Source organism: Gordonia terrae (assembly GCF_001698225.1).
In the GTDB taxonomy this organism is placed as follows: domain Bacteria; phylum Actinomycetota; class Actinomycetes; order Mycobacteriales; family Mycobacteriaceae; genus Gordonia; species Gordonia terrae.
In genome coordinates this window covers 323,597-339,343 of record NZ_CP016594.1, presented here as the reverse complement: position 1 = coordinate 339,343, position 15,747 = coordinate 323,597, and the positions used below count along the sequence as shown (strand labels likewise).

Here is a 15,747-nt window from a genome sequence, read left to right as displayed (position 1 = left end):
ATCGAGGTCTAGGAGTCGAGTTGAAGTCTGTCGGTGCGAGGGGTGTCAGCGACGAGCCCCCTCCGCTCCCTGAGGTGCGAGCGAAGCGAGCCACCAAGGGTCACGTGCGACGCTCGCCCGCCCTTCGTGGCTCGTCGCTTGCGCTCCTCGCACCTCAGGGAGCGATGGGGGGTCTGTCGTTCTCTGAGCTCAGGGAGCAGTGCGCTTCTTCGGATCAGGGAGCGGAAACGGGTTGCCCTCGACCATCCAGGACGACGGTCAGATCGGCATCAGGAAGTGCTTGCGCGGGGTCTTGAGGACCTCCTTGTCGCGCAACTGCGCCAACGCCTTTCGGAGCTGCAGCCGGGTCTCGGCGGGTTCGATGACGGCATCGACGTACCCGCGCTCCGCGGCAAGGTACGGGGTGGCCATCATCGTGTTGTAGAAGTCGATGAACTCGCGGCGGATCTTGTCCGCCTCGGCAGCCGAGAGACCTTCGGTCTGACGTCGGGTCAGCACGGCGGCCGCCGATTCGGCGCCCATGACCGCGATCTTGGCGGTGGGCCAGGCGAAGTTGACGTCGGCACCGAGGTGCTTGCTGCCCATCACCGCGTAGGCGCCGCCGTAGGCCTTGCGCAGCACGACGGTCACCTTGGGCACATCGGCCTCGACGTAGGCGTAGAGGAAGCGGCCGGAGCGTCGGATGGTGCCCTTCTGCTCCTCCGCGAGACCCGGGAGGATGCCCGGGGTGTCCACCAGGAACACCAGCGGGATGCTGAAGGCGTTGCAGATGCGCACGAAGCGTGTCGCCTTCTCCGACGAATCGGTGTCCAGCACACCCGACATCACGCTCGGCTGATTGGCGACCACACCGACCGAACGGCCGTCCACGCGGGCATACCCGGTGATGATGTTGGGCGCGAACAACTCGCCGACCTCATGGAAAGCGCCGTCGTCGAACAGCTTGATGATGATGTCGTGCATGTCGTACCCGGCATTGTCGTTGTCGGGCATGAAGTCGTTGAGCGACAGGTCCGACTCGGTGATCTCCGGCTCGAGGCCCGGGTTGATCACCGGCGGGCGCTCGTAGGCGCTCGACGGCATGTACTGCAGGTACTCGCGGACCCAGTCGAACGCGGACTTCTCGTCGACGGCGACGTGATGGATGTTGCCCCAACGCGCCTGGTTGTGCGCGCTGCCGAGGTCCTCGGCCGAGATCTCCTCGCCGTTGACCTGTTTCAGCACATCGGGTCCGGTGACGAACATGTACGACTTGTCCTCGACAGCCACCAGGATGTCGGTGTTCGCCGGGGTGTACACCGCGCCGCCGGCACACTTGCCGAGGATCACCGAGATCTGCGGCGCGAGACCGGAGAGCAGGTCGTTGCGACGGCCCATCTCGGCGTACCACGCGAGTGAGGTCACGGCGTCCTGGATCCGCGCTCCGGCCGAGTCGTTGACACCGACCATGGGACAGCCGATCTTGCCTGCCCACTCCATCAGCGAGGCGACCTTGCGGCCGAACATCTCACCGACGGTTCCGCCGAAGACCGACTGGTCGTGCGAGAACGCCGCGACCGGGCGGCCGTGCACCAGACCGTGTCCGGTGACCACACCGTCGCCGTAACCACTCTCGGCCGCACCCGGCATCTTCGCCAGCGCGCCGATCTCGACGAAGGTGCCGGGATCGAAGAGCATGTTCAGACGCTCACGGGGAGAGCAGATCCCCTTCGCGGCGCGTTTCGCGAGCGCCTTCTCGCCTCCCGGTTCCCGGGCGGCCTCCAGCTTCTGACGAAGGTCGGCGAGCTTGCCTGCGGTGGTGTCAGTCACGGTGTCTCACTTTCTACGCAACCGCTGTTTCCGATGAGCAACAAGTGACGCTACTTCTCGTCGATCCGCCCGAGCCGCGCGGCCAGATCGCTACCGATCCGGCCGATGTACGGCTCGTCGACGATCGACAGGTGGTCGCCGCCGACATGGATGATCTCCAGGTCGTCGACCACCTCGCCCCAGCGACCGTCCTCGTCGATCTCAGCCCATTGCGGCTCGAGTTCGATGGCCCCGGCGTGCATCTTGTCGGCCCGGTAGAGGACGACCTTGCCGTCATAGGGTTCGGGGGCGATGCTGCTCAGCACCCGGTTCTCGATGAACGAGGTCCGCTGGTGCTCGATGATGCCGCCGGGGATCTTGGTGCCCGACATCGACATCATCTCCATGATGATCGCGAACTGCCCCTCGTCGTCGGCCTCCACGAGACGATCCATCGGGATCGGCACATCGGGGTCGAGATCGTAGTTGCGGATCGCGAACTCCTTCCAGCGCTCGAGCCGCGCCCGCTTGCTGTCCGGGGTCTCGGTCATGTCCGCGCGGGGACGCACCACGTCGATCAGACCGACGAAGGCCACCTCTTCGCCGGCTTCGCGCAGGAGCTGCGCGACCCCATAGGCCAGGGCGCCACCGAACGACCAGCCGACCAGCACGTACGGACCATGTGGCTGCAGCTCGCGCAGGCGCGGAAGGTATTCGCGCACACGCTCTTCGATCGTCCCCTCGATCCCACGATCGAACCCGATGACCGGCCGGTCCTCGGGCAGACGCTTGAGGAGCGCCTCGTACGCCGACGTGTTGCCGCCCGCGGGATGGAACAGCAGGATCGGGGTCGGGTCGCCGGCAGACGGGTCGTAGACCTTCTTGCTGTCCGGGACCAGACGCAGGTAGCGCAGGAAACCGTCGGTGGACGCGCCGGCGTCGAGGTGCTCACGAACGTAGTTCGACATCTCCTCGATCGTCTCCGAGTCGAGGATGTCCTCGACGTCGATGTCGCCTCCGGTGCGCTCGTTCAACCGGTCGGTGAGCTGCTGGGCGACGTCCTCGGACAGGACCGGCAGCTTGTTGAAGATGCCACCGGCGGAGGCCTTGGTGACCACCGCATACGTGCCGAAGGTCAAGCGCTCGGCGGCATCTCGCGGCGGCACGTCCGAACCGGCGGCCTCGGCGACGGCCCGCTGCGATGTGATGTCCGTGGTCGCCTGCGGTGCTGCCTGACTCGGCGCTGCCGTCGGGGCCGCCTCGGGCACAGTCGGCGTCTGCGCCGGGGAGTCGGCGACCGCCGCCTCGACGTCGGCTGCGTCTTCGGCGACCTCGAGCTTGCGCTCGGGCGACTCCTCGGCGGGCTCGTCCTTCGCGTTCTGCTCGTCGATGTAGGCGTTCAGGGCAGCGGTGTCGAGTTCGCCGCCGTCGCCCGCCTGCGCCAGGTCGTCGAGCTGATCGCGATGCGTGACCGCGAATTCGACGAACTTCTGCACGTCGGCCAGATTCGCCTGCCGCATCGCCTGCAGCTGGAGCTGCGGGATGTCGAACTCGTACTCGACGCGGTTCTTGATGCGTACCGCCATCAGCGAGTCCAGACCGAGTTCGATGAGCGGGATCTCACGCGGCAGGTCCTCGGGGTCGTAGCCCATGGACTCACCGACGATGATCGCGAGACGATCACCCACGGGCTCACCGGATTCCGGACTCCACTTGTTGCCGATGTCGTCGATGACCTCGTCTTCGACGACCACCTTGTCGTCGGCGAAGACCGCCGCACCGGCACCGGCCTGCACCGTGTCGGCCGGGGCGCTGTCGGCGGAAGCGTCGGGATCGCCGGTGACGACCGCCTCGAACAACAACCGGAAGTTCTTGTCCGCCTTGGTGGTGTCCGGGCGGACGTGCACGGTGACCGAGCCGCCGCCGGGGTGTGGGCTGAGCGTCGTGGTGACGGTACCCGTCGTCGGGACCTCGCCATGGGTCACGGCCGCGCCGACGGACGCGTTGGCGAGTACCTGTCCGGCCGCCGCGTGGACGAGCGCGCGCGGGTCGGTGACCGCCGCGGCGTTCACCTCCCAGGCGTGCCGGCCGTCGGGCAACGCCACGTGCGAACCGGGGATCTTGCCGGCCGAGCCGCCCGAGGAGATGGTGGCGGTGAGCCAGAACTCCTTGCGCTCGAAGCGGGTACGCGGGATCGCGGCATGCTCGCCGGTCCCGAACAACGATCCGACGTCGACCGGGTGACCGTGGACGTAGAGCTTCAGCAGCGCGTTGACGAGACCGAAGCTCTCGTCCTCTTTGCGCCGCAGCGTCTCGATGAGCTCGGCATCGTGCAGTCCGGCCGAGAAGGTCACCGCCGCAACGGAGATCAGCACTGCCGGATTCGGCGAGAGCTCCAGGAAGGTGCGGTGTCCGTTCTCCACCGACTTCGCGATCGCCTGGCTGAACCACACGCTGTGGCGCAGCCCCTTGGTGAAGTAGTCGATGGTGTGGACGGGCTCGTGACCCGCACGGTAGAAGACCTCGCGGTCGACCGAACTGTAGAAGCCGGTGGTGGGGCGCAGCGGCTCGATGCCGGTGAGCTCGTAGGCGAGTTCGCCCAGCAGCGGATCCATCTGCGAGGTGTGGCTGGCGCCCTTGGTCGCCAGCTTCCGGCCGAGCTTGCCCTCGCTCTCGGCCCGCTCGACGATGGCGTCGACCTGCGACTCCGGCCCGCCGATGACCGTATGGGTCGGCGCGGCGTAGACGCAGATCTCGAGATCGGGGTAGTCGACGAGGACGCCGTTGATGTCGTCGGCGCTGTACTCGACGAGCGCCATGAGACGGATGTCGTCGCCCTGCAGCATCGACTCGCCCTCACCCATCAGCCGTGATCGCTGGCAAATGACACGCGTCGCATCCTCCAGCGACAGACCGCCGCTGATGTACGCGGCCGAGGCCTCACCCATCGAATGCGGCACGAGCACACCGGGTTCCGCCCCGTGGTGACGCAGGGTGTCGGCGAGCGCGACCTGGATCGTGTAGATGCCGACCTGGCTCTGCTCGATCCCGTAGGTCTGCTCGTCGTCGACGAACATCTCCGCAATCGAGTATCCGAGCTCGTTTTGGACCAGTTCGTCGACGCGGTCGACGTACTTCGCGAAGATCGGGTTCTCGGTGTAGAGCTGCTTGGCCATCTTGCGGTGCTGCGAACCGAAGCCCGACAGCAACCAGACGGCCGACGCCGCATCGGGCGAATCCGACGAGTAGACAATCGGATTGCTCTTCCCGTCGGCGATCGCGCGAACACCGGTGAGCGCGTCGTCGTGGGTGCGGGCCATGACGACCGCGCGCGAGCGCCCGTGGTTGCGGTGGGCCAGTGCGCGTCCGATGTCGGCGAGCGGTGTCGACCGGCCGGCGTCGGACTCGAGCCACTCGAGCAGGTCCGCGGCAGCCTTGCGTCGGCGCGACGGCAGGAATCCCGAGATGACCAGCGGCACAACCGAACCCTCGACCGCGCAGGGCGCGAAGCCGGCGGCGGGGTCGGGTGCGGTCTCCTCGACCACCGGATCGAGGTTCTTCGCCTGCGCGGCGAGCACGGCGCGCTCGGCCTCGGTCAGGTAGACGTCGTCGTCGTCGAGATCGGGTTCGTCGCCGAGCGACGCCGAGGCGGGCAGCTCGGACGCGCTCGCATCACCGGCCGGTGCAGACGCCGGCTCGAGGTCCTCGGGCCGCACCTCGCGCACGACGACGTGCGCGTTGGTGCCGCCGAAGCCGAACCCGGAGACACCGGCGACGGCGTGGCCGGAGTAGCGCGGCCATTCGGTGTTCTCCGGGATGACCTTCAGGTTGGTCGCGTCGAACTGGATGTACGGGTTGGGCCCGGTGTAGTTCCGCGAGGCCGGGATGACGCCGTGCTGCATCGCCAGGACGACCTTGGCGAGAGCGCCGGCACCCGCGGCCGACTCCATGTGGCCGTAGTTCGTCTTGACCGATCCCAGCAGCATCGGCTGTTCGGGGGCACGGCCCTTGCCGACGACGCGACCCAGCGCGTCGGCCTCGATGGGGTCACCGAGGATGGTGCCGGTGCCGTGCGCCTCGACGTAGTCCACCGAGCGCGGGTCGATCGCGGCGTCGGTGTACGCACTCCGGAGCACATCGACCTGCGCCTCCGGGTTGGGGGCGGGCAGACCGTTCGAACGGCCGTCGGAGTTGACCGCGGACCCGGCGATGACCGCCAGGACCCGGTCGCCGTCGCGCCGGGCATCGGACATCCGCTTGAGGACGAGGAGACCGCCGCCCTCGGCGCGGATCATCCCGTCGGCGTCGGCCGAGAAGGCCTTGATGTGACCGTCTTTCGCCTGCGCCCCGATGCTGTCGAAGCCGAGGCTGGCGGCCGGGTTGATGATCATGTTGACGCCGCCCGCGAGGGCGACCTCGGATTCGCCGGTGCGCAGGCTGCGGACGGCCTGGTGGACGGCGACCAGGGACGACGAGCACGCGGTGTCCAGCGCGACCGACGGACCGCGGAAGTCGTAGAAGTAGGAGACGCGGTTGGCGACGATCGCGGTCGACGTACCGGTGAGCGCGTACGCCGCGGTGTCCTGGGCGCCCTCGCCCAGGCCGAGGGTCGCCAGCAGCTGATAGTCGTTGGTCGACGTCCCGATGAACACACCGACCGGCGCGCCCTTCAGGTCGCTGGGTGGGATGTGCGCGTGTTCGAGTGCCTCCCAGGTCAGTTCGAGCGCCAGCCGCTGCTGCGGGTCGACCATCTCGGCCTCGCGCGGACTCATCTGGAAGAAGTCGGCGTCGAACGTCCGGACGTCGTCGAGGTAGCCGCCATGGGTGTTGGCGTTCTCGAGCACCTCGGCCAGACGCGGATCGGCCTTGAACTCGGTCCAGCGGTCCTCGGGCAGCTCGGAGATGCCGTCGACACCGCCGAGCAGCGCCTCCCAGGTGGACTCGGGCGTGGTACCCGACTTCGGGAACCGCGTCGAGAGTCCGACGATCGCGATGTCGTCCTCGGCGCTGCGCTCGCGCTGCCAGAAGGTGTCCGCGTCGCCGTCGAGGCCCTCGTCCGGGTCACCCTCGATGATCCGCTGCGCGAGCGTCGCGATCGTGGGGTGGTTGTAGACCACCGTCGCGGTGAGGATGACCCCGGTCTTGTCCTCGACGTCGGCGGCGAGCGCCACCGCATCGCGGGACGAGAGACCGAGCTCCTCCATGGGACGGTCGACGGCGATCTGCTCGACGGGGAGCCCGGTGGCCTGCGACACCCACTCGCGCAGCCAGTCACGAAGCTGGTCGACGGTGAGGTCACCGGCGGTCTCACCGTCGGTGCCGGACGCGGCGGAATCGATGGTGCGGGCCTCGTCGGTATTCAGTTCAGACATCGCTTCCAGACTACTGATCTCGGGGCACCTGAACTGGTGCCGGGTGCATTATGAGCCCGCGGGGTGTCCGGGCGCGGCAACTCGACGCACTCACCCCGCCCGGGTCCGCAGGATCGCTACTCGGCGTCCGGGAACGCCGTCTGCTTGTAGCCACCCCGGAGGCTGCCGTCGATGTAGGCGGCACGCGTCGCGCGACGGGCGATCTTGCCCGACGACGTGCGCGGGATCGAGCCGGCCGGCACCAAGAGGACGTCGCGGACCATCACGCCGTGACGCTGGGCGACCGCGGCGCGCACGGTGTCGGCGACCTCCTGCGGGTCGGCCTTACGACCGGGTCCGCGCTCGGCCACGATGACCAGCTGCTCGGACGCGTCGTCGGCGTCGGGCTTCAGGCCGCTGCCCGCGAACTCGAACACCTCACCGGGCAACTGGTTCGCCGGCACCGAGAACGCCGCGACGAAGCCGGGGCGCAGTGCGTCGCTGGCCTCCTGCGCGCTGTACTCGAGGTCCTGCGGGTAGTGGTTGCGGCCGTCGACGATCACCAGGTCCTTGACGCGCCCGGTGATGTAGAGCTCGCCGTCGAGCCAGACGCCGAAGTCGCCGGTCCGCATCCAGATCGCGTCCGCGGGCGCACCCTCGGCGTGGCTGTTCTCGGGGAGCGGGGTGACCAGCTTGTTGTGGAACGTCTCCACCGTCTCGTCCGGCTTGTTCCAGTAGCCGGCGCCGATGTTCAGCCCGTGCAGCCAGATCTCGCCGACGTGGCCGTCGGGTTGTTCGGTCGCCGTCTCGGCGTCGACGATGGTGGCCCACTGGCTCACCGCGACCTGGCCGCAGGACACCTGCGCGACCGCGTTGGGTGCATCGGCGTCGACGAGGGTGAAGCTGCCGGCGTTGAGGTCGTCGCGGTCGACGTAGACGATCTTCGCCTCGTTCTCGCGCTGCGTCGCCGACACGAACAACGTGGCCTCGGCCATGCCGTAACAGGGCTTGATGGCCGTCTTCGGCAGACCGTAGGGCGCGAACGCCTCGTTGAACTTCTTCATCGAACTGACGGTCACCGGCTCGGAGCCGTTGATCAGGCCGATGACGTTCGAGAGATCCAGCTCCTCGCCGTCCTTCGGCAGACCGCGCGCGGCGGCGTGCTCGAAGGCGAAGTTGGGCGCGGCGGCGAAGGTCTCGGCGCCGTCGGCGGCCGCGGCCAGCTCCTTGATCCAGCGACCCGGACGACGCACGAACGCCTGCGGGCTCATGATCGTGATGTACCGACCGCCGAGTGCGGGCAGGATCACGGTCAGCAGGCCCATGTCGTGGAACATGGGCAACCAGGTGACGCCGCGCGCCTTCCGGTCGATGCCGATGGTGTCGGAGATCTGCAGCACGTTGGCGGCGACCGCCTGATAGGTGATCTCCACGCCTGCGGGGACACGCGTCGAACCCGACGTGTACTGCAGGTAGGCCACGGTGTCCTTGTTGTGGTCCTGACCGGCGACCGGTGCCACCCAGCTCGACCCCACCGAATCCGGCACCGCGTCGACGGCGATGACGCGCGGGCGCTCCTTGGCCGGCAGCGGCGCGAAGAAATCGCGGACCGCCTCGGCGGACTTCGTCGAGGTCAGGATCGCGGTCGGCCGGCAGTCGTCGAGGACCGCGTGCAGACGGTCGGTGTGGCCGGGCTCGTCCGGGGAGAACAGCGGTACCGCGACGTTGCTGGCATAGAGCGCCGCGAAGAACCCGATCACGTACTCGAGCGACTGGGGCGCGAGAATCGCCACACGGTCGCCCGGCTTCGTGACCTGCTGCAGACGCGCCGCCACCGCGCGCAGCCGCTTACCGAACTGCGCCCAGGTCAGATCCTGCGGCTCCCCGTCGCGCTCACGGCTGTAGTCGATGAACCGGTAGGCCAGTGTGTCGGCCTGCTCGCGGACGTTCTGCTCGACGTAGTCGACCAGGGTCGCTTCCTCGCTGAAAGAGATGTTCCCGGTCTCATCGAGAAAGTCTTCGAGTTCAGTACTCAGCATTCATTACTCCTGTGCCCCCTCGTGGACTCCCCCACGCGGGCGCAGATCTCCGGCGAGGTCTTGGCGACACCACCACGCAGTCCTGCCGTCCACGTCCTGTGCCGACCGCGGGATACGGTAGCGCACGTCCAGTTACCCAACGAAAAAACTCGCGTTCGTCATGCTCGGTTTCGCATGAGTGCGCGTCGCCCCTCGACGCGCACCCCCGGGTTCACCGACCCGTCACCTCGCTGTTGAGTCGCGAGACCGTCGGCCATCCTACTCCCCCTTCAATTGCGCCAGCACGGGCGCAAAAGCATCCATCTGCGTCGGGAAGACCCCGACGTAGGACATGGTGGTACGGCGACGCACCTCCCGGATCTGGTCGGCGATCTCGTCGAAGCTGCCGATCGCGATGTACGGCGAGGTCAGCACGTCGTCGACGGTGAACTCCGTGTCGTGCGCGATGTTCGGCGGATAGCCCTGTTCGAGGGCCTTCAACGCCATCTCGGCGGTGGCGACCCGGTCGTCGGTGATGACGATGACGGCGATCGTCCAGTTCAGCTCGAGATCGTCGAACCGGTCGCCGGCGGCCTCACGGATGCGGTCGACGCGTTCGGTGGTCTTGGCGATGGTCATGTCGGACAGCTTCATCTTGCCGTCGGTGGTGGTGCCGGGAGCGACGGAGATGATGTCGGCGTGCTTGGCGGCCAGCGCCAGCATCTTGGGTCCACCGCCGCCCACGGCGATCGGCGGACGCGGTCCCTGCCTCGGCCGAGGACTGCCCTCGAGGCCGTTGATCTGGTAGAACTCGCCGTCGAAGTTCACCGTCTCGCCACGCATCAGGCCGTCGAGGACCGTCAGCGCCTCATCGAGGCGACGGATGCGCACACCGGGCGACTCGAACTCGATCCCGGCCTTGTCGAACTCTTCCTTCATCCAGCCGGCGCCGATGCCCAACTCGAGACGTCCCTTGCTCAGGACGTCGATCGTGTTGGCCTCCTTGGCGAGCAGGGCCGGGTGGCGCCAGCCGTTGGCGAGCACCGAGGTCGCCAGGCGGATCGTGCTCGTCGCCTGGGTCAACGCGCCCAGCGCCGCGAGCGGACCGACCTGGTTGCCGAGATGGTCGGGCACCGCGAAGGTGTCGTAGCCGTACTCCTCGGCGGTCTGCGCGAGCTTGACGAACTTGCGGGCACCGCCCTCGTCCTTGTTGCCCTCACCACCCGCGCCGAAGCGGAACTTCCGCAAACCGGAGGAGGCACCACCGGCATCGCTCGGGGGTTGCGTCATCGCTGTCCTCTCGTCGTGATCGCCGGATGGGTGAGGGCGCGTGCGCGCCCTCCGGCGTCCGCGGTGTTCCTCGGGCCAGCCCAACACGTTAATGCAGCGTGACGGCACCGCCAAACGAATCGGCCGACGCCGCCAGACGAGGTTACCGGCCGGTTAGTTCGACGACGGGACCGGTGGTGCATCGGTGGTGCCCGGCCGGTGTCGTCCGGACGGGCGAGCCAGGGTCAGTTGTGCTTGGGCGCGGGCGCGTCCTGGATGAGGTCCTTGGACCAGTCGTACATCCACTGGGTCGCGGTCTGGCCGTCGTTCTCCCAGTAGCGCGTCGTCGCATACATCGCGTGGATGGGGTTCGACGCCGCGTTCGCCAGTTTCGACACCGCCGCCAGCGGATTGACGATCGTCGGCGAGTCACAGATGAGATCGCCCGGCGCGCAGATGGATTGGACCCGGTCGCGGAGGTCGCCGAATCCGCCGTTGCGCGGGCCGGTCATCGAGATCCCGGGTACGAGATTGCCCATCCCGCCGAGCGCGATCTCCGCGCCGACACCGTTGGGGCTCGGCTCGATGTCGTTCTGTTCACCCGGCTGGCGTCGGCCGTCGGCGATGAGCCCGACACCGAGCACGAGGTCCTGGTCGCTCTCGTCGAGCACGCCGCGGCCGTTGCCGATGTTGCTCGCGAGATCACCGGCGATGACCGCGCCCTGGCTGAAGCCCATGATCACGTAGCCGGTCAACGGGCAGCGTTCGTTGGTGGAGATGATCTTGCCTGCCGCGCGCTTGTAGCCCTGGGTACGCGAGACGTTGTAGTCGGCCTGCCGGTCGGCCAGGTTGGTCGGGTTCCGGAACTGGGCCGTGTAGGGGACGGTGTAGATCTCGGTGCGCGAGGTGGCGAAGTCGTTCGACAGCGCGCGCGAGACGCGCAGCATCAGCGAGTTCGGATTCGCCGACGGCTTGTACGGATCGTCGTCCGCGCTCGACTCCCAGGTGCCGGGGATGACGACCGTCAGGACATCGGGGCAGTCCGCGGGCTGGGCGTCGGGACGTTCGCCGGACGGCGGCGTGCTCGGCGGCCCACCGGGACCGATCGGCGCGGGGCCGGGCGCCAGCCACACCAGGACCAGCACGACGATGAGCACGATCGCGATGGCCGCGAGCGCGAGGAGCAGCAGAGCGAACTTGCCGAGCCGCCGAACCGGACCCTTGCGGGTGCGGCCCGCGGCGTTGCGACGGGCGGCCACGTCAGCAGTAGTGCTGTTCTGCTGCGCGAATGACCTTGTCGGCCTTCACGTTCGCTTCTTCGACATTGTCTGCACCGGGACCGACGGAGGCGGTGACAAAGGCCTTCACCATGCTCGGGTCGGTGCCCTTCTGTTTGGCGCCGCAGACATACTTCGCCATGGTCAGGGCGACCGAGTTGTCGTTGTCCCCCATGAAGGTGACGTCCTGCTGCTTCAGCGCGGCCAGGTAGGCGCGGGCCTTGTCGTCGAGTGGTTGGCCGCTGGGCCCGGGAAAACTGGCCGGGACCTTCGTACTGGGGTTCGGCGCGGTCGCGGGCAGCTCCGACGTGCCGCCGGTCGTGGACGGGGTGGCCTCTGCGGAGGTCGTGCCCGGCGTGCTCGTCGAGGACTCCGCCGCCGAGTAGAGCGAGGTCGTCGTGACCGGGTTGTTGGTGATCGGCGCACTGGCCGTCGAGTCGTCGGCGCAGGCCGACACGGACCCGAGCGCGAGAGCGAGGCCCGTCACGGCCAGCACCAGCCGCACACACTTCGTTGTCATCGCCACTTCCTGCCGAACCTTTCTCCGTCGAGATCGCGCACCACCGGACGATCTGTCCGGCGACACCTCACGCGTCCGGCCTGCGGCCGATCGCAATGCAGGGGCACCCCGCATCGCACACCACGTCAGGCTACCGCCCGCGCGGGGGCATTCCGGCCGCCGCACTCGCGCCACCTGCACAAACAGTCCGATTCCTCAGCGAAGTTTCAGGCCGCACACACGTGCGGTCGAGGTTAGGGGGCACCGACGGGTGCCCCCGTCCTCTTCTGTCGAATCCCGCCTCGCTCACCGGACTCCTCACTTGAGGACTTTGGTGCCGTCCTTCGCGGTCCAGGTGATCCGGCCGTGCTCGAAGTAGTTCACGCGGCCCTTGCCGTCGCGGGTCGGGAGTTCGTCGCTCGTCGGCTTGCCGAGACGACCGGCCGGACCGCCGGCGGCGACGTAGGCGCCACCGATGGCGCCCGTGACGATCTTCGGTCCCTTCGGTCCGGTGAACATGCGTCCGCCGGCGAAGTCCTGGGCCTTGCCGCCCGCCACCGGGTACGACGGGGTGAGGCAACCTCCCAGGTCCGCCTTGTTGGCGTCCCAGACCTTGCGGAAGGCACCGTCGACGCGGCATGCGACCGCATCACGCGACAGTCCGAGCGCGGCCGCGGCCTGCGGCCAGGCCTGCATCATCTCGAACTCCCAGTAGGGCCAGGTGTGCGTACCCGACGGCCGGTAGTTGGCCTGGCCGGGAATCCCCTTGCGATTCAACTGGATCGCGAACTGCTGCGAGGTGACGCGACTCAGCATCTCGAGTCCCACACCGGAGTAGTTGGTCGCGAGCATCGGGATGTCGGACGGTTTGTCGTGGGGCCCGACCATGCCGTTGCCCGACGAGACGTACAGACTCGTGCCCTGCAGCTTGTCGACCAGCAGGTACGGATCGTGTTCCTTCCAGGCCGGGTCCGACGGCGGGCCGAACATCTTCATCGAGTCGTAGCCGCCACCGTCGCGCACCGCGAACTGGATCGCCTGCGGCATACCGAATGAACTCAGCTGCAGGATTCCCGAGAACGACGCCGCGAACTTGTAGAACCCGGGGTTGCGCGCGGCGAGCATCATCGCGGCGGAGCCACCCATCGACAGCCCCTCGATGCCGCGGACGTCGGTGGACCGCCAATCGTTCTCCAGGATGGGCGGCAGTTCCCGCATGAGGAACGTCTCCCACTTGTAGTTCTTGCCGCGATCGGGTTCCTTCCAGTCGGTGTAGAAACTCGACTCGCCACCGATCGGCAGGATGACGTTGACGTTCTTGTCCTTGTAGAAGTCGACGATCTTGGTGTTGATGATCCAACCGCTCTGATCGTCCTGCGCGCGCAGACCGTCGAGCATCGTCAGCTGCGGGAACTTCTCCTTCGGCTTCGCGTGCCAGTCGCGGGCCAGCAGGATCTGCACCTGGATGTTGGTGTTCATCGCCGGGGAGTAGACCCACAGGGCCACTCGCCGGTCGGTGTACCAGTACGTGTTGGTCACCTTGGCGGGTTGCGCGGCCGGGACCGACGCCGGTGCGACCGGGGCACGCGAGCTCGGCGGTGCGGGTGCCGGCGCGCTGGGTGAGGCCGGCGGCGCGGGCGCCGCGGGCGGTGCCGCGGGGGCGGGCGGGGCCGGCGCGGGTTCGGCCCCGGCGAGCCCGTTACCGATCACGAGTACCGCGACCGTCGCCAGCGCGACCGCGGCGGCCTTCACCGGGCGAAGAGTCGCCCGACGACCGGCCGGGCGCGCGCCATCCTGCCCTGGATCGGCCGGTCGCGCGTCGACCTTGCCTGTACCACTGTTTCGCCGCATCACTCTCCAGAACTCCTTCGCCCCTGTACACCGGCGCCAGCACCCGTGACCGATTCCCCGTCAGTCACACATGCCTCATAAGTATCAAACGCCTCAGGAGTTTCTTACACGCCACGGCGCAGCCTGTCCCCACGCCACGCTGTGACACGTGGGATTTGTGTGACAGTTGATATGCCAGCCCATCCCTGAGGAGTGAGCTTGCGAGCGTCACGAAGGGTCTTCGCAACCTCGGTCGCCAGACCCTTCGTGACGCGCCCTCCGCAGGCTCCGGGCGCTCCTCAGGGAGCAGGTGGGTGCGCCCACACACGACGACGCCCCGCCCGGTGACCCGGGCGGGGCGTCGTGCGGCCGGCGGACCGGCGATGTCAGATCAGCGGAAGAATCCGCGGTTCTTGGCGTTCCAGATCATGTCCTGCCAGTAACCCCAGGCGTGGGTGCCGTTTGCGTAGTAGGTCATCAGCGGCACACCCTGCACGAAGGCCGCAGCCTCGAAGGCCTTGGACTGCGTGAACGCGAGGAGCTCGAGGGTCGAACCCTTGAACAGGTCGTCGAACACATTCGGCAGTGCGTTGTAGCGGCCGAAGAGACCGTTACCGGAACCGACGAAGACCTTCATGCCGCGCATCAGGCCGATGTTCCAGAAGGGATCGTTCTGGAACCAGCGAATGCTCCACGGCGGGCCCCACATGGCGTCGATGTTCCAGGGCTTCGGGTCGACGTCGAGCATCGCGAGACGCAGGGCGGTACGCATACCGGGCGCACTCAGGAAGTTGTAGCCCGAGAGCGAGCCGGCGCGGTCGAAGTGCTGACGGTTCTGGGCGCCGAGGACGAGTGCGGCGTTACCACCCATGGACAGACCCATGATGGCGTAGCGCTTCGACGGTCCGACGCGGAAGCCGCGGGCGTCGAGCGCGCTGATCAGGGTCCGGCTGATGACGCAGTTCCAGCGGTACCGGTAGGGCTGCCGGTTGAAGTTGCTGGGTGCATCCCAGTCCGTGTAGAAGCTTGCGGGTCCACCGATGGGCTCGACGACGTTGACGCCGGACTTGACCATCTCCTGGACGTTGGTGTTGATCTCCCAGCCGCTGTAGTCGTACTGGGCGCGCATGCCGTCGAGGAGGATGACGGTCTTGTAGTTGCCGGGCTTCTTCCAGGCGCGGACCTTCACGTTCGGCATCCCGCAGCCGTTGACCCAGAACTCCTGCTTGCCGACCTGCGTTCCGCCGATCCGGGCGTTGGCCTGGCCGGCGACGACACCGGTCAGTCCGACAACTGTCAGGATGGCGACGAATGCGGCGATCAACCGGTTGCTCATCCGGTTGCGCGCAGGCCTCGGCGCCTCGGTGGCAGCTTCACGCATGTACAGAATCTCCCTCTTCAGCCGATCGGCCGGAACTCGTAGTCCCTAGCGGCCGATCGGTCCTTGTGCGTCACACATTTTTCGTCCCCCGGCTCATTGCGCGGCGCGACGTCGTTCACGAGTCGTTCTCGCATGCGATTCACCGTCGGCGAGCCTATTCGATGCCCCCGGACGTGACAAACCATGTGATCGCGATCACAACCCCCGTCACTTCGGCGTCCCAGCAGTTCAGAACACCTCCGTCACGACCTTTCTATCGGCCGCGCCCACGGGGACGTTACCGATCCGAGATGTTGGACGGCAACTCCACAGGTTCGGCCCCGTGTTTTCTATG

Annotated in this window: 8 protein-coding genes; all 8 read right to left on the bottom strand. The window is 67.6% G+C overall.

Going from position 1 to position 15,747, the window contains the following annotated elements; all coding sequences use genetic code 11:
- Positions 1-258 precede the first annotated feature (258 nt).
- Entirely contained in the window at positions 259-1,809 is a 1,551-nt protein-coding gene (locus BCM27_RS01575) for an acyl-CoA carboxylase subunit beta (RefSeq protein ID WP_004018733.1), read from the bottom strand.
- 50 nt (positions 1,810-1,859) lie between these two features.
- On the bottom strand, positions 1,860-7,160 hold the full coding sequence (gene pks13, locus BCM27_RS01570) for a polyketide synthase Pks13 (protein WP_004018732.1): 5,301 nt from the start codon (positions 7,158-7,160) through the stop codon (positions 1,860-1,862).
- 116 nt (positions 7,161-7,276) lie between these two features.
- Positions 7,277-9,178, bottom strand: a complete 1,902-nt coding sequence (gene fadD32, locus BCM27_RS01565) for a long-chain-fatty-acid--AMP ligase FadD32 (protein WP_004018730.1) — start codon at positions 9,176-9,178, stop codon at positions 7,277-7,279.
- A gap of 258 nt (positions 9,179-9,436) precedes the next feature.
- Positions 9,437-10,447 (bottom strand): LLM class F420-dependent oxidoreductase, encoded by a 1,011-nt coding sequence (locus BCM27_RS01560; RefSeq protein WP_004018729.1) that lies wholly within the window; start codon positions 10,445-10,447, stop codon positions 9,437-9,439.
- A gap of 224 nt (positions 10,448-10,671) precedes the next feature.
- Positions 10,672-11,685 (bottom strand): cutinase family protein, encoded by a 1,014-nt coding sequence (locus BCM27_RS01555; RefSeq protein WP_004018728.1) that lies wholly within the window; start codon positions 11,683-11,685, stop codon positions 10,672-10,674.
- A 1-nt stretch (position 11,686) separates the two neighbouring features.
- Entirely contained in the window at positions 11,687-12,223 is a 537-nt protein-coding gene (locus tag BCM27_RS01550; RefSeq protein ID WP_004018727.1) for a DUF732 domain-containing protein, read from the bottom strand.
- Between the two features lie 297 nt (positions 12,224-12,520).
- The gene (locus BCM27_RS01545) at positions 12,521-14,053 is read right to left on the bottom strand and encodes an alpha/beta hydrolase-fold protein (protein WP_033204742.1); all 1,533 of its coding nucleotides are present in this window, start codon (positions 14,051-14,053) and stop codon (positions 12,521-12,523) included.
- A gap of 370 nt (positions 14,054-14,423) precedes the next feature.
- Complete coding sequence (locus BCM27_RS01540) at positions 14,424-15,413, bottom strand: alpha/beta hydrolase (protein WP_004021369.1); 990 nt, start codon at positions 15,411-15,413, stop codon at positions 14,424-14,426.
- Positions 15,414-15,747: the final 334 nt, after the last annotated feature.